Consider the following 19,059-nt stretch of genomic DNA (forward strand, 5'->3'; position numbering starts at 1 on the left):
CCTCGACGCATGCCGCACGCGATCGTCCCCCCGTACCTGCTCGCCCGCATCGCCGCCGTGCAGGAGCCGGAGTGGGCGAAGGCCGCCGAGGCGGCGCGCTCTACCCTGCTGGTCGAGCGCGAGTACCGGCCGCAGCGCTCACGGCTGCGCCTGTCCATCGACGAAGACGGAACGCTGATCGCCGAGACCGCGCCGGCACCCGATCGCGTCGTCTCCGACGCCCAGAACCGGGAGGCGCTGCCGGGCCTGGTCGTGCGCACCGAAGACGACCCGGCCAGCGGCGACGAGGCGACCGACGAGGCCTTCGACGGACTCGGGGCCACCTTCGAGTTCCTGTGGGACGCGTTCGCCCGCAACGGCATCGACGGCCTGGGCGGTCGCCTGCTGGCGACGGTGCACTACGGGCTCGACTACGACAACGCGTTCTGGAACGGCGAGCGCATGGTGTTCGGCGACGGCGACGGCGAGGTCTTCACCGGTTTCACGAACTCGCTCTCGGTCATCGCCCACGAGCTGGCCCACGGCGTCATCGAAGACGAGGGCGGGCTCGTCTACCGGGGTCAGTCCGGCGCACTGAACGAGTCGATCGCCGACGTGTTCGGCGCCCTCGCCGAGCAGCACCACCGGTCGGACACCGCCCAGACGGCGACCTGGCTCATCGGCGAGGGGATCTTCACCGACGCGGTCGAAGGCGCGGCGCTGCGCTCGCTCGCAGCCCCCGGCACGGCGTACGACGACGACGTGCTCGGCCGCGATCCCCAGCCGGCGCACATGCGCGATTTCGTCGTCACGCGCGACGACAACGGCGGCGTGCACATCAACTCCGGAATCCCGAACAAGGCGTTCCATCTCGTCGCCACCGCGCTGGGCGGGTTCGCCTGGGAGCGTGCGGGGCTCATCTGGTACCGGGCGCTCACCGCCGGCACGCTGTCGCCGCTCGCCGACTTCGCCACGTTCGCGCGGTCCACCCTGGCAGCGGCCGCTGCGGAGTACGGTGAGGACTCGGAGGAGGTCGCCGCCGTCCGCGCCGCGTGGACGGGTGTCGGCGTGATCGACGATGGACACGCTGTCTGACCCCGAAGACGTGCTCCCCGCACCCGGGCGGGGAGGCGCCGTGCGCCCGAACGCAGGCGGCGGCGAGGCCACGCACCCCCGCGCGGACCATCCGGCGGTGATCGTCGTCACCGTCGTGCGCAGCGGCGGCATCACCGGGCTCGTGCGCGAGTGGTCGGCCGAGCCGCCACCCGAGCAGGCTCCCCGGTGGGTCGCGCTGGTCGATGCCTGCCCGTGGGACGCCGAGGAGGCCGACCCCGCCGGTGCCGATCGCTTCGTCTGGCGCCTGCACGCCCGCTGCGACGACGACGACCTCGAGGCGACCCTCGCCGACAGGCAGGTCGAGGGCCCCTGGCGCACGCTCGTCGACGAGGTGCGCTCGTTCGGACGATCTAGCGGCTGAACAGTCCGCGCTTGGCCTTCTTCTTGGGGCTCAGGCTCTTCTGCAGGTAGACGGTGCCCAGCCACCGGCCGAACTTGAACCCGACACGGCCCATGCGGCCCACCTCCGTGAAGCCGAGCTTCTCGTGCAGCGCGATCGAGGCCTCGGCGCCCTTGTCGCTGATCACCGCCACGATCTCGCGGATGCCCTTCGCCTCGCACGCGGCGATCAGGGCCTCGAGCAGCGCCCGCCCGAGCCCCTTGCCGGCGGCCGCCTGACCGAGGTAGATCGAGTTCTCCACCGTGTAGCGGTAGCTCGACTTGCCCGACCACGGCGACACGTACGCGTACCCGAGCACCTGGCCGGTCGGAGACTCGGCGACGAGGAAGGGCAGATCGAGCTTGCGGAGGTGGCCGATCTTGTCGCGCCACTGCGCGACCGTCCACTTCTTCTCGTCGAAGGTCACCACCGAGTTGGTGACGTAGTAGTTGTAGATCTCGCGGATGTCGGGCACATCGGTGTCCCGCACTGTCCGGATCGTGTACGAGAAGGGCCGCTCGGGCTCGGGCTGGCGACGCAGATGCCAGGGGAGCCGACGGCGATCGCGGTTGTACTCCTCCTCCAGCATGCGCACCAGCCTACGCGGCGGCGGGGATGCGCCAGTCGACCGGTGCGGCACCCTGCCGAGCCAGCAGCTCGTCGGCCCGCGAGAAGGGGCGGGAGCCGAAGAATCCGCGGCTCGCCGACAGCGGCGACGGGTGCGGCGACTCGATCACCGGGGTGTCCCCCAACAGGGGGCGCAGGCCCGCGGCATCCCTCCCCCACAGGATCGCGACGAGCGGGCGATCCCGCGCGGCGAGGGTGCGGATCGCATGTTCGGTGACCTTCTCCCAGCCCCAGCCGCGGTGGGATGCCGGTGCTCCCGGTGCCACGGTGAGCACGCGGTTCAGGAGCATGACGCCCTGGTCGCTCCACGCCGAGAGGTCGCCGTGGGCGGCGGGCGGGATGCCGAGGTCGGCCTCGAGCTCCTTGTAGATGTTGACGAGGCTGCGCGGCAGCGGCCGCACGTGCGCGTCGACGGCGAACGACAGGCCGATCGGGTGCCCCGGGGTCGGATACGGGTCCTGCCCCACGATGAGTACCCGCACGTCGTCGAGCGGACGCTGGAAGGCACGCAGCACGCGCTCCCCGGCGGGGAGGTACCGGCGCCCCGCCGCGGTCTCGGCGCGCAGACGCTCGCCGAGGGCCGCGATGTCGGGCGCGACCGGCGCGAGGGCGTCGGCCCAGCCGGCATCCATCAGTCCGGCCGCAGCCAGCTCGGGAAGCGTCGCCGCCATCTCACAGGGCCCGCGGGCGCAGCGGCCCGCGGGCGAGCAGGTGCTGGGCGGATTGGGCGACCGGGCGCAGCGTGACGAGGTCGAGGTTCACATGGCCGGGCGCGTTCAGCGCGTACGCGATGACGTCGGCCACATCGCCGGCGGTGAGCGGGTTATCGACGTCCTCGTAGACCTTCTCGGCCGCGTTGCGGTCGCCGCCCAGGCGGTTGAGGGTGAACTCCTCGGTGTAGACCATGCCGGGGGCCACCTCGGTGACCCGGATCGGCTCACCGTTGAGCTCGAGCCGCAGCGCGTGGGCGAGCATGGCCTCGGCGGCCTTCGCCGCGTTGTACCCGCCGCCGCCGGCGTAGGCGGTCTGGGCGGCCGTGGAGGTCACGAAGAGCGTGTCCGCGTGGCCGCCGTGCTCGGCCGCGGCGCGCAGCTGCGGCAGGAGGGCGGCGACGAGCCGCTGCGCGGAGAGCACGTTGACATCGAACATCCACTGCCAGTCCGACGCCGAGCCGTCCTCGACGCGATCGGTGCCGCGGGCGCCGCCGGCCACGTGCACGAGCGCGTGCACCGGGCCGGTCGCGGCGAGGTGGTCGGCGAGCGCCTGCACGTCGGCGTCGGAGGTGAGGTCCGCGGCGAAGGCGACGACCCCGATCTCGGACTCCAGGGCCGCAAGGCGATCGGCGCGGCGGGCCACGGCCACCACGTCCCATCCGCTCTGTCGCAGCGTCCGTGCGGTCGCCTCACCGATGCCGGAACTGGCCCCTGTCACCACTGCTCGCCTGGCTGTCATGCGCTCCACGCTACCCCCGCCCGCGATCTCCGATGACGGCGCGCGTGCCACCGTGTCGCGGTGAGGTTACGCCCCGTGTCCGCGGCGTTGTCGCGGCCCTCGCACATCCGTACTGTCGAAGCGGTCGGAGGCGTTCGCCCCCGGCACCCAGACCGCAGGAGCACGCCGATGTCCGCATCAGAGAACTGGCGCTTCGAGACCAAGCAGATCCACTCGGGCGCTCAGCCCGACCCGGTGACGAAGGCTCGCGCCACACCCATCTACCAGACCACGTCGTACGTGTTCGACAACGCCGACCACGCCGCGAACCTGTTCGCGCTGGCGGAGTTCGGCAACATCTACACGCGCATCCAGAACCCGACGCAGGACGTCCTCGAACAGCGCATCGCGGCGCTGGAGGGCGGCACCGGCGCGCTGGTGCTGGCCAGCGGCCAGGCCGCGGCGACCTTCGCGGTGCTCAACATCGCGGAGGCGGGCGACCACATCGTCTCGTCGAGTTCGATCTACGGCGGCACGTACAACCTCTTCAAGTACACGCTCGCCAAGCTCGGCATCGAGGTCACCTTCGTCGAGGACCAGGACGACCCGGCCGAGTGGCGCGCCGCCGTGCGCCCGAACACGAAGCTGTTCTTCGCCGAGACGATCGGCAACCCGAAGATCAACGTGCTCGACATCCGCCGCGTCGCCGACATCGCCCATGAAGCCGGCGTGCCGCTCATCGTCGACAACACGATCGCGACGCCCTACCTCATCAAGCCGTTCGAGCACGGTGCCGACATCGTCGTGCACTCGGCCACGAAGTTCCTCGGCGGGCACGGCACGACCATCGGCGGCGTCATCGTCGACGGCGGCTCGTTCCCGTGGTCGGAGCACGTCGACCGCTTCCCCGGTCTCACCGTGCCCGACCCGTCGTACCACGGCGCCTCGTACACCGCGGCGGTGGGCGACGGCCTCGCGTACATCATCAAGGCCCGCGTGCAGCTGCTGCGCGACCTCGGCTCGGCGATCTCGCCCAACAGCGCATGGCTGCTCATTCAGGGGGTCGAGACGCTCTCGCTGCGCGTGGAGCGGCACGTGCAGAACGCGCAGGAGATCGCGGAGTGGCTCGAGAACCACGACGACGTCTGCTCGGTGAACTACTCCGGCCTGCCGACGTCTCCCTGGTACGCCGCCGCCAACCACTACGCGCCCAAGGGCGTCGGGGCGGTGCTCTCGTTCGAGCTCAAGGGCGGCGTCGAGGTCGGGCGCACGTTCGTGAACTCCCTCGAGCTGTTCAGCCACCTCGCCAACATCGGCGACGTGCGCTCGCTCGTGATCCACCCGGCCTCCACCACCCACTCCCAGCTGACCCCCGAGCAGCAGCTCACCACGGGTGTGACGCCGGGCCTGGTGCGCCTGTCGGTGGGCCTCGAGAACATCGATGACCTCAAGGCCGACCTCGAACAGGCACTGGCGGCCGCCCGCCGCGTCGCCGAGGCCGCGCGCGCCTGACCTTCCCTCCTCAGGAACGAGGGATGCCCCGACCCGGCCGGGTCGGGGCATCTTCGTCCTCCGGCACGCGGTGCCCATCATTCCGCGGCCGGCGCGCCCCGAGCGCAGAACGGGGTCCGGGCTCGCGCTGTGGTCAGACGGCGGCGTCCCACCAGCGCAGGACCCGGAGGGCGCGCAGCGTCACCCAGCGGCTGGGAAAGCCCTCCCCCTCCTGCTCCATGGCGAACAGGCGCGGGCCCTCGTGGCAGTTCTCGTAGCGGAACATGCCGTTCGCGTCGGCCTTGGCGCGCAGCATCCCGATCGCCTCACCGAGGCGCGGATCCCGCCGGTCCACCAGGCGGAAGTGGTCGAGTCCGCGGAGGATGTCGTGGAACCACCGCACCGGGAACGACAGCATCGTCATGCGAGGGTCGGCGACCTCGCCCGTGGACCGTCGCCGGAACAGCGCGCGCTCGAGGAGGTACTCCTCGCCGGCCGCGCGCGCAGCACGGGACGCGTCGGTTCCTCCGGTCGCGGCCTCCCACTCACGCAGCCCCTCGAGCACGCAGATCGTCGAGTGGAACGACGACACGGTGCTCGTCTCCATCCAGCAGTTCCACCCCCCGTCGGCGAGCCGCTGGCCGACGATCGTCTCGACGATCGCGTCCACGGACTCGCCGAAGTAGGCGCCGATCGCGAGTGCGATGCCGTTGATGCACGGCTCGACCTCGCCGTCGAAGTAGGGCGAGCCGTCGTCGTCCCAGCGCACATTGTCGCGGACCCGGGCGATCGCCTGCTTCGCCTGCGGGCTCGAGGGGTCGAGGCCGTACTCCCAGAGCGACTGCAGGGAGAAGTGCGTCGCCGACCACGCGTCGAAGAACGGCCGGGATTCATCGGCCCACCCGGGGCGGTAGGTGCCGCCGTCCCAGCGTCCGTCGGGGGCCTGTGCGGCCAGCATCCTCGCACCCCAGCCCTCGACGGCGACCCGGGCGCGCTCCGCGGCCACCTCGTCGGGAGGGGCGTCGAGCAGATCGCGCTTCACCTGCCAGCGGATGGCGGGGTCGCCCTGCAGCAGGTACTCGATGACGGCGCTCATGGCGCTGACGCTACCCCGCGCCGCCGACATCGTGCGAGCGCGCTTCCGTGCCGACGACGCGGACCACGCGGCGAACCGGTTCGCGCTCGTCGAGTTCCGTGACGTCTGCACACGACGACGTCTGCTCGCCCCGACCCGGCCGGGGGTCGTGGCATCCCTCGTTCGCTCTTCCCGCGCCACCGGGCGTAACACGATCCCGCCCTGACGGGCCCACCCGCGAGAATGGAACGATGGACTGGCAGACCTCCGAAGACACCGTGCCCTCCGCACCGGTGACGGAGGCCGACGCGCGGTTCCTGCTCGGCCGCCCGCCCGCCACGGGCGCCTGGCGCGATGGCGATCCCGCCGGCGACCGGCGGTTCGCCGCATTCGGGTCCTTCCGCACCGAGGGCGGCCGGGAGCTGCCCGGCTTCCGCATCGCCTACGAGACGTGGGGCGAGCTGAACGCCGCCCGCGACAACGCGGTGCTCGTGCTGCACGCCCTCACCGGCGACAGCCACGTGCGCGGCCCTGCCGCACCCGGGCATCCGACCTCGGGCTGGTGGGACGACATCGTCGGCCCCGGCGGCCCGGTCGACACCGACCGCTGGTTCGTGGTCGCCCCCAACATGCTCGGTGGATGCCAGGGCTCGACGGGTGCGGCATCCATCGCCCCCGACGGGTACGAGTGGGCCTCCCGCTTCCCGTACCTGACGATCCGTGACCAGGTCGCCGCGCAGGTGCGCCTGGCCGACGCGCTCGGGATCGACACGTGGGCCGGTGTCATCGGCGGCTCGATGGGCGGCATGCACGCGCTGGAATGGGCGGCGAGCCTGCCCGATCGCGTCGAGCGCGTCGCCGTGCTGTCGGCGCCGCCGGTCAACACCGCCGACCAGATCGCGCTCAACTCGGTGCAGCTGGAGGCCATCCGCATCGATCCGCAGTTCAAGGGCGGCGAGTACTACGACGCCGGCGACGGCGACGGCCCCACTCGTGGGCTCGCCCTCGCGCGCCGGATGGCGCTGCTGAACTACCGCTCCCCCACCGAGCTGAACCAGCGCTTCCAGCGCTCGTGGCAGTCGGGAGTGAGCCCGCTCGGCCGCGGCGGGCGGTTCGCGGTGGAGTCGTACCTCGACTTCCACGGCAACAAGTTCACGCGCCGCTTCGACGCGAACACCTACATCACGCTCGTCGAGGCGATGAACTCGCACGACGTGGGCCGCGACCGCGGCGGCGTCGAGGACGCCCTCGCGCGCGTCACGGCGACCGCCCTGGTGCTCGGGATCGACAGCGACCGGCTGTTCCCGATCGACGGGCAGCACCGCATCGCCCGCGGCATCCCGAACACCCTCGACGGCGACCGCGCGGTCGTGCTCGCGAGCGACTTCGGGCACGATGGCTTCCTCATCGAGACGCACGCGGTCGGCGCCCACCTCCGACGCCTGCTCGAGGGGTAGTCAGCCCTCGCGCGTGTAGATCCACGGCAGCGCGCCGATCTGGAGGCGGTGCCGACGGGTGGATGCCTCGCCCGCCGTCTCGTCGTCGTACGCGGCATCCTCCTGCCACAGCAGCATCGGGCCGGTCGGCCCGCGACGGGCGACCGACTCGAACCGCTCGACGCCGGGCGCGCGCACGAGCGCGAGCAGCGCCGCGGCGGTCGGCTGTCGCTGCAGCGCGTGAAGGGTCACCCACGTCGGCGGGTACAGCGTGACCTCCCCGCGCCCGTGACGCGAGAGGGCCTCCTCGGGGCGCAGCCATTCCGCCGCGACGGCCTCATCGGGAGAGAGGACGATGGTGCCGTCGGGCGCCGCCGCCACGAAGAACCACGTGCGGATGCGCAGGGCGATCCCCGGCGGCGGATCCCACACCGACAGGGGGATGAGCGCGTCGCGGGCCACGACCAGACCGGTCTCCTCGCGCGTCTCGCGGATCGCCGCCTCGACGGCGGCAGCGTGCTCGGCGTCGTCGTCGCCCGCCGGCCCGGTGCCGGCAGCCGTGCGATCGGCGTCGTCGATCTTGCCGCCGGGGAACACCCACGCCCCCGCGAACGAGCCGCGATCGGGGCGCTCGATGAGCAGCACCTCGGCGCCCGCCTCGCCGTCGCGTACGAGCACCACGGTCGCGGCGGTGGGGACGGCGGCATCGTCGGCATCGCCGGGGAGGCGGGGGCGCGCACGATCCAGCGTGTCGGCGAGTGCACGCGCCGCGCGATCGGCGGGAGGAGCCGCGCGATCGGCGGGAGGTCGAGGCGTCGGCTCTGACATCCGCCCAGACTACGACGGGCGACAGGCGACGCGAGCGGACCTACACCAGGGCGGTGCTGCGCGCGCGCTCGAGCGCGAGGCTCGTCAGCGCCAACCCGAGTCCGGCCAGCGCGAGAAGCACCCCCACCCACGCCGGGGCGAGGAAGCCGAGGCCGGCGGCGATCACCACACCGCCGAGGAACGCGCCGAGGCTGTTGCCGATGTTCAGCGCCGAGTGGTTCAGCGCCGCCGCGATGGACTGGTTGTCCTCCGCGACATCCATCAGCCTCGTCTGGATCGTCGGGCTCAGCACCGACGAGACGAAGCCGGTCGCGAAGACGAACAGGCCGAGCGCCCAGATCCACCATGCCGTCACCGCCAGCAGCGCAAGCACCAGGGCGAGCGCGATCAGCCCGCCGACGAGCGTGCGCTTGAGGTCGACGTCGGCGAGATGGCCGCCGACGAGATTGCCGATCGTCATGCCGACGCCCATGAGCACGAGCACGATCGGCACGACCCATTCCGGCGATCCCGCGATCTCGGTGACCAGCGGCGCGACATAGCTGTACACGGCGAAGAAGCCGCCGAACCCGATCGCCCCCACCCCGAGGGCGAGCCACACCTGCCCGATGCGGAAGACCTTCAGCTCGGCCCGGAGCGTACGACCCGGATCACCCGGGTGGGAGGGCACGAAGATCGCGATCAGCACGGTGGCCAGCAGGAAGATCGCCGTGACCACCACGAACGCGGCGCGCCAGCCGACCTGCTGGCCGAGGAAGGTGCCCAGCGGCACGCCGACGACGTTCGCGACCGTGAGTCCGGTCAGCACGAACGCGACGCCCTTCGCGCGCATGCCGGGGCCGAGCACGTCGGCGGCCACGAGCGCTCCGATGCCGAAGTACGCGCCGTGCGGGAGTCCCGCCAGGAACCGCGACGCCGCGACCTGCTCGAAGGTCGGCAGCACGACGGTGAGGGCGTTGAAGACGGTCAGCGCGAGGGCGAGTCCGATCATCACGCGGTGGCGCGGATACTTCGCCACCGATCCCGCGATCGTCGGCGCCCCCACGACCACGCCGAGCGCGTACAGGCTGATGAGCCAGCCGGCCTGGGCGATCGCCTCTTCGGGGCTCGCCGCCCACTGCGCAGGCAGCAGATCTTCGGCGATGTTCGGCAGCAGGCCCATGACGACGAATTCGGTCATGCCGATGCCGAAGCTGCCGACGGCGAGAGAGAGGAGCGCCCACATCGCCGCACCCCTCGACGAGGTCGAGGTGGTCATGGCGTCATGGTAGCGGCGGGCGCGGCATCCTGTCGAATCGATTCGGCGATCGGGTCGCCGCGTGTCTCGGGAACCGGTTCGGGATGCCGCGCCCCGCGCCTCAGCCTTCGTCGGCGCTGCGCTCGAGGGCCTGCTCCAGGCGGTCCACCTTGGCGTCGAGCTCGCCCGTGTAGCCGGGGCGGATGTCGGCCTTCAGCACGAGGGAGACCCGCGAGCCGAACGGCATCACCGCATCGGTGGCGCGCCTGACGACGTCGAAGACGGCATCCCACTCCCCTTCGATCTCGGTGAACATCGACGTCGTGCGATGGGGCAGACCGCTCTCGCGCACGATGCGCACGGCTGCGGCGACCGCGTCGTGCACGGAGCCGTCGGCACGGCCGGTGCCGCTGGGGGCGACGGAGAAGGCGACGAGCATGGGAACCTCCAGGGTTGCTCTCGGAAGGGGGATCAGGGTTCGACGGGCGCCGCGACACGCCGCGGACGCACCGGTACACGCACCAGCCGCACGATCGCCCACGCGAACAGGGCGACCAGCAGCAGGTTGCGCACCGTGATGAGGATCACCAGGGCCGGGTTCACCACGAGCAGCGCGTCGTACAGCCACGGGAAGAGGAGCTGGGTGAGCAGCAGGGTCGCGAGGGCGAGCACCGCGGGCATGCGCCAGCGACGACGGTCGAGCACCAGCGCGAGAACGAGCGGGGGGATGAGCCAGGCCAGGTACTGCGGGGAGCCGACCTTGTTGAGCACGATGAACCCGAGCACCAGGGCGAGGGCGAGCGGAGGCAGCAGCCGTGCGGCGCTCGCACGGCGCCACGCCTTCGCGGCGCCCACGGCGGTGATCGCGCCCATCCCGACCGCCAGCACCGGCGTCATCGCGGCGATCACCGGATCGATGAAGGGCCCCGTGATCTGGAAGGTCACCATGTCGGCGTCGTAATAGACCCAGGCGCCCGGGTCTCCGAGCATCGCGAGCCACAGGTAGCCGGTGCTCACCGGCGCCTCCACCTGCAGGCCGCGCGCGGCCTGATCGCCCACGAAGCTGAAGACGTTGCGGGCACCGCCGAGCAGCACGACGGCCAGACCCACCGCCGCGGTGACCACCGCCGCCCCGCCCACGATCGCGAGCCTGCGCCGCACGGCGATGAGCGCAGCCGCCAGGAGCGCCGCCGGCCACACCTTCAGCCAGGTCGCGGCCGCCAGCAGCGCCGCGGCCAGCCACGGGCGGCCGAACACCCACAGCAGCCCGGCGATGGCGAGCGGCACGGTGAGGGCGTCGAGTCGGAACATCCCCACCCCGCCCAGAGCGAGCGCCGCGGCGAGCCAGAACCACGCGGCGCGCACGCGGCCTCGCGAACGGGCGTCGCCGACGAGCATCGCGAAGACCGCCGCGTCGGCGGCGGTGACGAGCAGCCCCCACGCGAGCGTGTAGTCGCCCACGAGCACCATGACGCCGCGCGCGAGGAGCATCGGGAGGAGGGCGAACGCGGGGTACACCCAGCCGATCGTGACGCCCGGCACCTCGATGCCGAACACCACCTGGTCGGCCCACCAGCGGTAGAGCTGGTCGACATCCCACGAGGCGGCTTTCGCGTCGGCGAAGCCGAGGGCGATGAGCGCGACGTGCACGAGCGCGAACGCCCCCCACAACGCCGCCCGCCTCGACACGCCTCCATCGTACGGACCCTCGCGGTTCGGAGCGCCCACGCTCGGCGGGGCGACGGCGTGGCGGTCCGCGGTTGCGGGCGCCGCGGTCAGCGCGCGAGCGCCTCGGCGACGGCGCGGGGAAGGGCCGCGGCGACGTCGGACGCGGTGATCGGCCCGCCCGCCGGCCCCAGGGCGCCGGCCGCGAGCGTGGCGGCGCGGCCGTGCAGCCACACCCCCGCCGCCGCCGCACGCGCGAGCGCCTCGCCGTGCGCCGCGGTGCCGGCGACGACCGCGCCGATCGCCCCGGCCAGCACATCGCCGGTTCCCGCGGCCGCCAGCCACGGCGTTCCGGCGTCGACGACGATCGCCTCCGCGTCGGGCGCGGCGACCACGGTCTGCGCCCCCTTGAGAACGACCACGCCCCGCAGGGCGCGCGCGGTCTCGGCCGCGGCGTCGATGCGGGCGGCGAGGCCGGGCGCGGCATCCCCTCCCGTCGGGGCGGCGAGACCGAGCGCGGACCGCAGCCGCGCATGCTCGCCCGCGTGCGGCGTGACGATGAGCGGCGCGGTCGCTGCCGGAGCGAGATCGAGAGCTCCGGCATCGACGACCACCGGCACGGGGCCGGCGAGGACCTCGCCGAGCGTCGCCGCCTCGTCGTCGTCGCGGTCGGCGGCATCCGTGCCCGATCCGATCAGCCACGCCTGCACCCGCCCCGCCGCGACGACCGTCTCCGGCCGACGCGCGAGCACGAGCGCCGTCGGACGGTCGGGCCCGAGATAGCGCACCATGCCGACGCCGGTGCGCCACGCCGCCTCCACGCCCAGCACGGCAGCCCCCGGATAGCGCTGCGACCCGGTGCGCACCCCGAGCACGCCCCGGGAATACTTGTCGTCGTCGCCTGTTGGCCTGCGGAGGACCTGCGCCGTGTCGGTGCGGTTCCACGTCACGGACATGACGCCACCCTATCCACCGGCCGGATCCCCGACCGCCGCCGCTTCGAATCGAGACCATGAGCCTGCTGTTCACGCCCCTGACCGTCGGATCGGTCACCGCCCGCAACCGCCTGTGGGTCGCGCCGATGTGCCAGTACAGCGCCGTCGACGGGATGCCGCAGGAGTGGCACCACGTTCACCTCGCGCAGTTCGCCTCGGGCGGGGCGGGGATCGTCATCGCCGAGGCCACCGCAGTGACCCCCGAGGGGCGGATCTCCCCCGACGATACCGGCCTGTGGAACGACGCCCAGCGCGACGCCTGGGCGCCGATCGCGGCGGCCATCCGCTCGCGCGGCGCCGTGCCCGGCATCCAGCTCGCGCACGCCGGCCGCAAGGCCTCCACCTTCGCCCCCTTCGCCCCCGAACGCGGGTCGGTGCCCGCGGGCGCGGGCGGATGGCAGACCGTGGCCCCCTCGGCGATCGCGTTCGACGGGCTCGCGGCGCCGGTCGCGCTCGACCTCGCCGGCATCGACCGCGTCATCGCGGACTTCGCCGCCGCCGCGACCCGCGCCCGGGCGGCCGGGTTCGAGGTGCTCGAGGTGCACGCCGCGCACGGCTATCTGCTTCACCAGTTCCTCTCCCCGCTGTCGAATCTGCGCGACGACGAGTACGGCGGTTCGCTCGAGAACCGCGCACGCCTGCTCCTGCGGGTGGTCGATGCGGTGCGGGATGCCGCACCCGACGCGACGCTGTTCGTGAGGTTTTCGGGATCGGACGCCGCTCCCGGCGGATGGGACGCCGCGCAGACGGCGACCGTGGCAGGGTGGGCCGCGCGGCGCGGCGCCCGGTTCTTCGACATCTCCAGCGGCGGTCTCGTCGCACACCAGCAGATCACGCCCGGGCCCGGTTACCAGGTCGGCTACGCCGCACAGGTGCGCGCCGACGCCGGAGTGCCGGTGAGCGCGGTCGGCATGATCGACGACGCCGCCCAGGCGGAGGCCGTGCTCGCCGCCGGCGACGCGGATGCGATCATGGCCGGTCGCGAGTGGCTGCGCGACCCGCACTACGCGCTGCGCGCCGCCGGCGAGCTCGGCGACGCCATCGACTACTGGCCGCCGCAGTACGTGCGCGCCCGTCGCCGCCGCGAGGCGCCCGTGAATCGCGGGTGAACGACAGGTGAGCGGCCCCGGAGTCGCGGGCGGGCCGCGGGTGCGCCGCCCCTCCGCCGCGGGCGCGCCGCGGGTGCGCCGCCCCTGAGTCGCGGGCGGGCCGCGGGTGCGCCGCCCCCGATGCGACGAGCCCGCCGCGCGCACAGGCGCACGGCGGGCTCGCACGGTGTCGGCGGCTCAGCTCATCGCAGACCGCGGCGGGTGGCATCCTGCACTTCGCCGACGAGCTCCTCGATGATGTCTTCCAGGAAGAGCACCGCGGTCGTCTCCCCCGACTCGTCGCGCACCTGCGCGAGGTGCCGGCCGGCCCGGCGCATGAGCGCGAGGGCATCCTCGAGATCGGTGGTCTCCAGCACCGGCACCATGTGATGGATGCGCTTGGCGGGGATGGGCACCGAGACCTCGTGCGCGGCATCCGGCCCCTCGGCCGCCCGCAGGATGTCCTTGAGGTGCACGTAGCCGCGCGGAGCGCCCACCTCGTCGACGATCACGTACCGGGAGAATCCGTGCTTGGCCACCGCCCGCTCGATCTGATGCGGGGTGGTCGTCGCGGGCAGCGTGATGAGGCTCGCGAGCGGCACGGCGACGTCCTTCGCCTTCTTGTCGGTGAACTCCACCACCGCCGCCACGGTGCCGGCCGCATCGTCGAGCACGCCCTCGATGCGGGACTGGTTCACGATCGTCGCGACCTCCTCGAGCGTGAAGGTCGAGGCGGCCTCGTCCTTCGGCTCGACGCGGAACAGGCGCACCACGTGGTTGGCGATCCAGTTGAGCGTGACGATCACGGGGTGGAAGACCTTCGACACCCACACCAGCGGGGTGGCGAGCATCAGCACGGAACGGTCGGGCACCGAGAACGCGAGGTTCTTCGGCACCATCTCGCCGAACACCACGTGCAGATAGGACACCACCAGCAGGGCGATGACGAACGCGATGACGTCGACGGTGCCCTCCGCCATGCCGGTGAGCTTCAGCGGCTCGGCCAGCAGGTGGTGGATCGCGGGCTCGGAGACGTTCAGGATCAGCAGCGAGCAGATCGTGATGCCGAGCTGACTGGTCGCCAGCATGAGCGTCGCGTGCTCCATGGCGTACAGCGCCGTCTTGGCCGCGCGGGAGCCTTTCTCGGCGAGCGGCTCGATCTGCGAGCGCCGCGCGGAGATGACCGCGAACTCGGCGCCCACGAAGAAGGCGTTAGCGATCAGCAGCACGAACAGCCAGGCAAGTCCTGCCCAATCGCTCATCGCGCACCCCCTTCCTCGGCGGCCGCGGCGTGGTCGGCGGGCACCGGGGTGGGCGTGAAGCGCACGCGGTCGACGCGACGGCCGTCCATGCGCTGCACCTCGAGGGTGCCGTCCTCCAGCTCCAGGCGATCCCCGACGACGGGGATGCGCTCGAGCACGCTCATGACGAACCCGCCGACGGTGTCGTAGACATCGCTCTCCGGAATGCGGATGCCGGTGCGGTCGAGCACCTCATCGGGGCGCAGCTCGCCCGGGAAGAGCACGGAGCCCGCGGCCCGCACCACGTCGGCGCGGCGGCGGTCGTGCTCGTCGAGCACCTCGCCGACGATCTCCTCGACGAGGTCTTCGAGCGTGACGACGCCGGCGGTGCCGCCGTACTCGTCGACGACGATCGCCATCTGGTAGCCCCGCGCCCGCAGCTCCGACACGAGCGCGTCGAGGTGCACGGCCTCGGGCACCCGCAGCGGCTCGGTCGAGAGGGCGCCGGCGGGCACCTCCATGCGCTTGGCGCGCGGCACGCCGACGGCGGCCTTCAGGTGCACGATGCCGGTGATGTCGTCCATCGATTCGTCGAACACGGGGAACCGGCTGTGCCCGGTGCGACGGGCGAGCTGGATGACCTCTTCGACCGGCTCGTCGGCCGCGATCGCGTGGATGCTGGGCCTCGGCGTCATCACGTCGGCCGCGGTCAGGCGCGCGAAGGTGAGACTGCGATCCAGCAGCGACGCGGTGTCCTCCTCGAGGACGCCCGCGCTGGCGGAGCGGCGCACGAGACTGGACAGCTCCTCGGCCGTGCGCGCGCCGGACAGCTCCTCCTTGGGCTCGATGCCGAGCGCGCGCAGCACGCCGTTCGCGCTGCCGTTGAGCACGACGATCGCCGGGCGGAACACCGTCGTGAAGGCGACCTGGAACGGCATCACGAGCTTGGCGGTCTGGCGCGGGATCGCCAGGGCGAAGTTCTTGGGGACGAGCTCGCCGAGGATCATCGACAGGATCGTCGCGGTGGAGATCGCGACGATCACGGCGACCGGCGAGACCAGGCCGGCCGGCATCCCCCAGGCCTCGAAGACGGGACGCAGGAGGTTGGAGATCGCCGGCTCCATCGTGTAGCCGGTCAGCAGCGTGGTGAGCGTGATGCCCAGCTGCGCGCTGGACAGATGCGTCGAGGTGATCTTGAGAGCGCTGATGGTCAGCGCGAGTCGGGTCTCACCGGCATCCCGGCGCGCTTCGAGGTCCGCGCGATCGAGGTTCACCAGCGCGAACTCGCTGGCGACGAACAAGCCGGTTCCGACTGTGAGCAGGAGCCCCACGCCCAACATGACGTAATCCATCACGCATCACCTCCCTTCGTGCGGGAGGCGGGTCGGTGGGGCGAGCGTCTGCAACTAGGAGGGTCGTCCATCGTGCCGACAAGTCTACGACAGCCGACCGACGTTGCCGACGGTCGGCTGTGCTTTCGCGCGCGCGGCGCGGACGCGCACACGCGAGTCCCACGACCGCGGCAGGCTCCGGCATCCGCGCCACCGCGCAGCACCCCCACCCCACGACCGCGGCAGGCTCCGGCATCCGCGCCACCGCGCAGCACCCCCACCCCACGACCGCGGCAGGTTCCGGCATCCGCGCCACCGATCGACGCAGCGGATGCCGCGAACTGCCGCGCTCGAGTGCTCGCCGGGGCCCTGCATCGTCGCCTCCCCCGCGTCGATTCGCGCGGAGTCCGTCCACAGACGCGCCCGCGTGCCGCGCCAGCGGCGTGCGAGCGGGAGCCTGGGGCAAATGCGTGCCATCGAATCCGTTCCCCTCGAGATCGTTCGGCGTGCCGGGCGCGCCGACCCCATCGACGACCGCAGACTGCGCAAGCTCATCGAGGCGGGCAGCTGGACCCGGATCGGGCCCGGCGCATTCACGGCCTCCGAACCGTGGAACGCACTCCGGCCGATCGAGCGTCACCGCGTGCGGGTGCTCGAGGCCGCGCGCCGGATGCGTCCGGGCGCACTGTTCTCGCACCTCTCGGCAGCGGCGCTGCTCGACATCGATGTGCTCGGTGCATGGCCCCAGCGCGTCGAGATCACGATCCCGGCGGCCCGCGGCGGTCGCTCGAGCGGACTGATCGTGCGTCATGCCGTGAACTCCGGCACGCCTGAGACGTCGAGTTTCGGCGTCCATCGCGTCACGACGCCCGCCCAGACCGCACTGGACCTCGCGCGGATCCTCCCGTTCGCCAGAGCGGTCTCGATCCTCGACCAGGCACTGTGGACCGCCCGTCCGGGTGGGCCGCTCGCCACGCGCGATGAGATCCTCGCGCTATGGGACGGCGCCCCTCACCGGGGCAACCCGCGCGCGCTGCGCGCGATCGAGTTCGCGAACCCCCTCGCCGCGAACCCGCGCGAATCGCAGAGTCGTGTCGTGCTCGCCCAGCTCGGCTTTCCGTGGCCGCGCCTGCAGGAGCGCCGCGTGCTGCGCAGCGGCCGCGTCGTATTCGGCGACTTCTACTTCCCCGAACACGATCATTGGGGTGAGTTCGATGGGGAGGGCAAGTACCGCAGCCCCGAGTTCGGCTCGACGCGGGATGCCGCGCAGATCGTCATCGACGAGAAGAACCGCGAGAACGAGATCCGTCGCGAGGTGCGCGGCTTCTCCCGCTGGGAACCGGCCGACGCAGACCACCCGCGCCGTCTGTACGACATCCTCGTCGCCGACGGGCTGCCGAGCGCACTCCCGCGCCCCTGAAGCCCGTGGCGGGTCACGCGAGCGGTCGCCCCACGACCGCGGCAGGCTCCGGCATCCGCGCCACCGCGCAGCACCCCCACCCCACGACCGCGGCAGGCTCCGGCATCCGCGCCACCGATCGACGCAGCGGATGCCGCGAACTGCCGCGCTCGTGGGAGCCGTCGCAAGACTCGCACGCGGCGGGCACGCGGCGGGCACGCGGCGGGCACGCGGCGGGCCGGGCGCGCGGCGCGAGCCTCACCAGCTGACGGGGAGCGCCTTGCCCTCTTCGTAGCCGGCGGCGGACTGCAGACCGACCCGCGCGCGCTCGTGGAACTCGGCCACGGTCGCGGCGCCCGCGTACGTGAACGAGGACCGCACGCCCGACGTGATCATGTCGAGCAGATCCTCCAGACCCGGACGCAGCGGATCGAGGTAGATCTTCGACGAGGAGATCCCCTCCGCGAACAGCTCCTTGCGGGCGAGCTCGTAGGGGTCCAGCCGGCCGAACCGCTCGTGCACGGCCTTGGTCGAGGCCATTCCCCACGACTCCTTGTAGGCGCGGCCGTCGGCATCGATCCGCAGTTCGCCCGGGGCTTCGATCGTCCCGGCGAACCACGAGCCGATCATGACCGACGCCGCACCCGCCGCCAGCGCGAGGGCGACGTCGCGCGGGTAGCGCACGCCGCCGTCGGCCCACACGTGGGCGCCCATGATGCGCGCCGCTTCGGCGGCCTCGAGCACGGCCGAGAACTGGGGACGACCGACGGCCGTCATCATGCGCGTGGTGCACATGGCGCCGGGCCCGACGCCGACCTTGAGGATGTCCGCTCCCGCGGCGATGAGGTCGTGCACCCCTTCGGCGGTCACGATGTTCCCCGCCGCGATCGGGATGCCGAGCTTGAGGTCCGACACGGCCTGCAGCGCGCGCAGCATGCCGTCCTGGTGCCCGTGCGCCGTGTCCACCACGAGCACGTCGACGCCGGCTCCCGCCAGCGCCTTGGCCTTTGCCGCGACGTCGCCGTTGATGCCGATCGCGGCGGCGACGATGAGCCGGCCGGACGCGTCGACGGCGGGGCGGTAGAGGGTGCCGCGCAGGGCGCTGCGCGCCGAGAGCGTGCCGACGAGGTGTCCGTGGTGGAGCACGCACACGGTCTCGGCCCCGACCGCGGTGATGACGTCGAAGGCGTGGCGCGCACCGTCGATGTCGTCGGCGTCGATGGATGCCGCGCGACCGCGCGCGAGGTCGCCCAGCCGCGCATCGGGAAGAGCGGTGCCCAGCCGGGTGGCGGGCACCACGCCGAGGATGTCGTCGGCCGGCACGCCGCGCTCGCCGGCGCGGGAGGCGTCGGCGACCACGATGCCGTGGCCCTCCGTGGCGGGCAGCAGCCGCGCCGCGTCCGCGACCGTGGCATCGGGCGGGAGGATGAGCGGCGTGTCCCACACGACCGGCTGCGATTTGACCCATCGGATGGCCGCGTCGAGGTCCTGCAGCGGCATGTCCTGGGGCAGCACCCCGAGCCCGCCGCGCCGGGCGAGCGTGGCCGCCAGGCGGGCGCCGGTCACGGAGTTCATGTTGGCGGCGACGAGGGGGATCGTCGCCGTCGTTCCGTCGCCTGGAGACAGGTCCACATCGAGGCGGCTCGTGATCGCCGAGCGCCGAGGAACCAGGAACACGTCCGAGTAGGTCAGATCGACGGTCGGACGTTCGCCGTAGAAGTCCACGCGTCAAGGTTAGTGA

20 protein-coding genes are annotated in these 19,059 nt (G+C 72.5%); 8 read left to right on the forward strand and 12 right to left on the reverse strand.

Going from position 1 to position 19,059, the window contains the following annotated elements; genetic code table 11:
- Window positions 1-9: 9 nt before the first annotated feature.
- Together HQM25_RS11685 and HQM25_RS11690 are read left to right on the forward strand one after the other, a co-directional pair.
- Window positions 10-1,074: a M4 family metallopeptidase gene (locus HQM25_RS11685; protein ID WP_172990385.1), complete on the forward strand. Its 1,065-nt coding sequence runs from the start codon at window positions 10-12 to the stop codon at window positions 1,072-1,074.
- Window positions 1,058-1,456: a protealysin inhibitor emfourin gene (locus HQM25_RS11690; protein WP_172990386.1), complete on the forward strand. Its 399-nt coding sequence runs from the start codon at window positions 1,058-1,060 to the stop codon at window positions 1,454-1,456. Before HQM25_RS11685 ends, HQM25_RS11690 begins: the two co-directional genes overlap by 17 nt.
- Here the strand turns inward: HQM25_RS11690 and HQM25_RS11695 are convergent.
- From HQM25_RS11695 to HQM25_RS11705, 3 genes are read right to left on the reverse strand one after another with little or no spacing between them, the layout of a single operon-like run.
- Entirely contained in the window at window positions 1,446-2,063 is a 618-nt protein-coding gene (locus HQM25_RS11695; RefSeq protein WP_172990387.1) for a GNAT family N-acetyltransferase, read from the reverse strand. The genes HQM25_RS11690 and HQM25_RS11695 overlap by 11 nt on opposite strands.
- 10 nt (window positions 2,064-2,073) lie before the next feature.
- A complete protein-coding gene (locus tag HQM25_RS11700) occupies window positions 2,074-2,772 on the reverse strand; it encodes a uracil-DNA glycosylase (RefSeq protein ID WP_172990388.1) in 699 nt (232 codons plus the stop codon).
- A 1-nt stretch (window position 2,773) separates the two neighbouring features.
- Window positions 2,774-3,553, reverse strand: a complete 780-nt coding sequence (locus HQM25_RS11705; protein WP_172990389.1) for an SDR family oxidoreductase — start codon at window positions 3,551-3,553, stop codon at window positions 2,774-2,776.
- A 168-nt stretch (window positions 3,554-3,721) separates the two neighbouring features.
- On the opposite strand from HQM25_RS11705, the gene HQM25_RS11710 reads away from it, so the two are divergent.
- A complete protein-coding gene (locus HQM25_RS11710; protein ID WP_172990390.1) occupies window positions 3,722-5,044 on the forward strand; it encodes a bifunctional o-acetylhomoserine/o-acetylserine sulfhydrylase in 1,323 nt (440 codons plus the stop codon).
- A 133-nt stretch (window positions 5,045-5,177) separates the two neighbouring features.
- Here the strand turns inward: HQM25_RS11710 and HQM25_RS11715 are convergent, their stop codons facing one another.
- Complete coding sequence (locus HQM25_RS11715; RefSeq protein WP_172990391.1) at window positions 5,178-6,119, reverse strand: hypothetical protein; 942 nt, start codon at window positions 6,117-6,119, stop codon at window positions 5,178-5,180.
- Between HQM25_RS11715 and HQM25_RS11720 the strand changes: the two genes are divergently transcribed.
- Together HQM25_RS11720 and metX are read left to right on the forward strand one after the other, a co-directional pair.
- A complete protein-coding gene (locus HQM25_RS11720; RefSeq protein ID WP_172990392.1) occupies window positions 6,118-6,324 on the forward strand; it encodes a hypothetical protein in 207 nt (68 codons plus the stop codon). The genes HQM25_RS11715 and HQM25_RS11720 overlap by 2 nt on opposite strands.
- Before the next feature lie 25 nt (window positions 6,325-6,349).
- Window positions 6,350-7,555 (forward strand): homoserine O-acetyltransferase MetX, encoded by a 1,206-nt coding sequence (gene metX, locus HQM25_RS11725; protein ID WP_172990393.1) that lies wholly within the window; start codon window positions 6,350-6,352, stop codon window positions 7,553-7,555.
- Here the strand turns inward: metX and HQM25_RS11730 are convergent, their stop codons facing one another.
- The 5 genes from HQM25_RS11730 to HQM25_RS11750 form a co-directional block, all read right to left on the reverse strand.
- Window positions 7,556-8,362 carry an NUDIX hydrolase gene (locus HQM25_RS11730; RefSeq protein ID WP_172990394.1) on the reverse strand — a complete coding sequence of 269 codons (807 nt, stop codon included), beginning with the start codon at window positions 8,360-8,362 and terminating at the stop codon, window positions 7,556-7,558.
- A gap of 40 nt (window positions 8,363-8,402) precedes the next feature.
- Window positions 8,403-9,620 carry an MFS transporter gene (locus tag HQM25_RS11735; RefSeq protein ID WP_172990395.1) on the reverse strand — a complete coding sequence of 406 codons (1,218 nt, stop codon included), beginning with the start codon at window positions 9,618-9,620 and terminating at the stop codon, window positions 8,403-8,405.
- A gap of 100 nt (window positions 9,621-9,720) precedes the next feature.
- The gene (locus HQM25_RS11740) at window positions 9,721-10,038 is read right to left on the reverse strand and encodes a thiamine-binding protein (protein WP_172990396.1); all 318 of its coding nucleotides are present in this window, start codon (window positions 10,036-10,038) and stop codon (window positions 9,721-9,723) included.
- 32 nt (window positions 10,039-10,070) lie between these two features.
- Window positions 10,071-11,288 carry a glycosyltransferase 87 family protein gene (locus HQM25_RS11745; protein WP_172990397.1) on the reverse strand — a complete coding sequence of 406 codons (1,218 nt, stop codon included), beginning with the start codon at window positions 11,286-11,288 and terminating at the stop codon, window positions 10,071-10,073.
- A gap of 86 nt (window positions 11,289-11,374) precedes the next feature.
- The gene (locus HQM25_RS11750) at window positions 11,375-12,220 is read right to left on the reverse strand and encodes an ADP-dependent NAD(P)H-hydrate dehydratase (protein ID WP_172990398.1); all 846 of its coding nucleotides are present in this window, start codon (window positions 12,218-12,220) and stop codon (window positions 11,375-11,377) included.
- Between the two features lie 56 nt (window positions 12,221-12,276).
- Here HQM25_RS11750 and HQM25_RS11755 point away from each other — a divergent pair, with 56 nt between their 5' ends.
- Window positions 12,277-13,368 carry an NADH:flavin oxidoreductase/NADH oxidase gene (locus tag HQM25_RS11755; RefSeq protein WP_172990399.1) on the forward strand — a complete coding sequence of 364 codons (1,092 nt, stop codon included), beginning with the start codon at window positions 12,277-12,279 and terminating at the stop codon, window positions 13,366-13,368.
- A gap of 182 nt (window positions 13,369-13,550) precedes the next feature.
- Here the strand turns inward: HQM25_RS11755 and HQM25_RS11760 are convergent, their stop codons facing one another.
- Together HQM25_RS11760 and HQM25_RS11765 are read right to left on the reverse strand one after the other, a co-directional pair.
- On the reverse strand, window positions 13,551-14,609 hold the full coding sequence (locus HQM25_RS11760; RefSeq protein ID WP_172990400.1) for a hemolysin family protein: 1,059 nt from the start codon (window positions 14,607-14,609) through the stop codon (window positions 13,551-13,553).
- The gene (locus HQM25_RS11765; RefSeq protein ID WP_172990401.1) at window positions 14,606-15,940 is read right to left on the reverse strand and encodes a hemolysin family protein; all 1,335 of its coding nucleotides are present in this window, start codon (window positions 15,938-15,940) and stop codon (window positions 14,606-14,608) included. The genes HQM25_RS11760 and HQM25_RS11765 overlap by 4 nt, the downstream gene beginning before the upstream one ends.
- 445 nt (window positions 15,941-16,385) lie before the next feature.
- Between HQM25_RS11765 and HQM25_RS17860 the strand changes: the two genes are divergently transcribed.
- Both HQM25_RS17860 and HQM25_RS11775 read left to right on the forward strand, forming a co-directional pair.
- Window positions 16,386-17,339, forward strand: coding sequence for a hypothetical protein (locus HQM25_RS17860; protein ID WP_254359306.1), 954 nt, complete (start codon window positions 16,386-16,388; stop codon window positions 17,337-17,339).
- A gap of 5 nt (window positions 17,340-17,344) precedes the next feature.
- Window positions 17,345-17,587: a hypothetical protein gene (locus tag HQM25_RS11775; protein WP_172990402.1), complete on the forward strand. Its 243-nt coding sequence runs from the start codon at window positions 17,345-17,347 to the stop codon at window positions 17,585-17,587.
- Here the strand turns inward: HQM25_RS11775 and HQM25_RS11780 are convergent.
- A complete protein-coding gene (locus tag HQM25_RS11780) occupies window positions 17,577-19,043 on the reverse strand; it encodes a GuaB1 family IMP dehydrogenase-related protein (protein ID WP_172990403.1) in 1,467 nt (488 codons plus the stop codon). The two genes, HQM25_RS11775 and HQM25_RS11780, sit on opposite strands and share 11 nt — an antisense overlap.
- Window positions 19,044-19,059: the final 16 nt, after the last annotated feature.

This window comes from Microbacterium hominis (assembly GCF_013282805.1).
In the GTDB taxonomy this organism is placed as follows: domain Bacteria; phylum Actinomycetota; class Actinomycetes; order Actinomycetales; family Microbacteriaceae; genus Microbacterium; species Microbacterium hominis_B.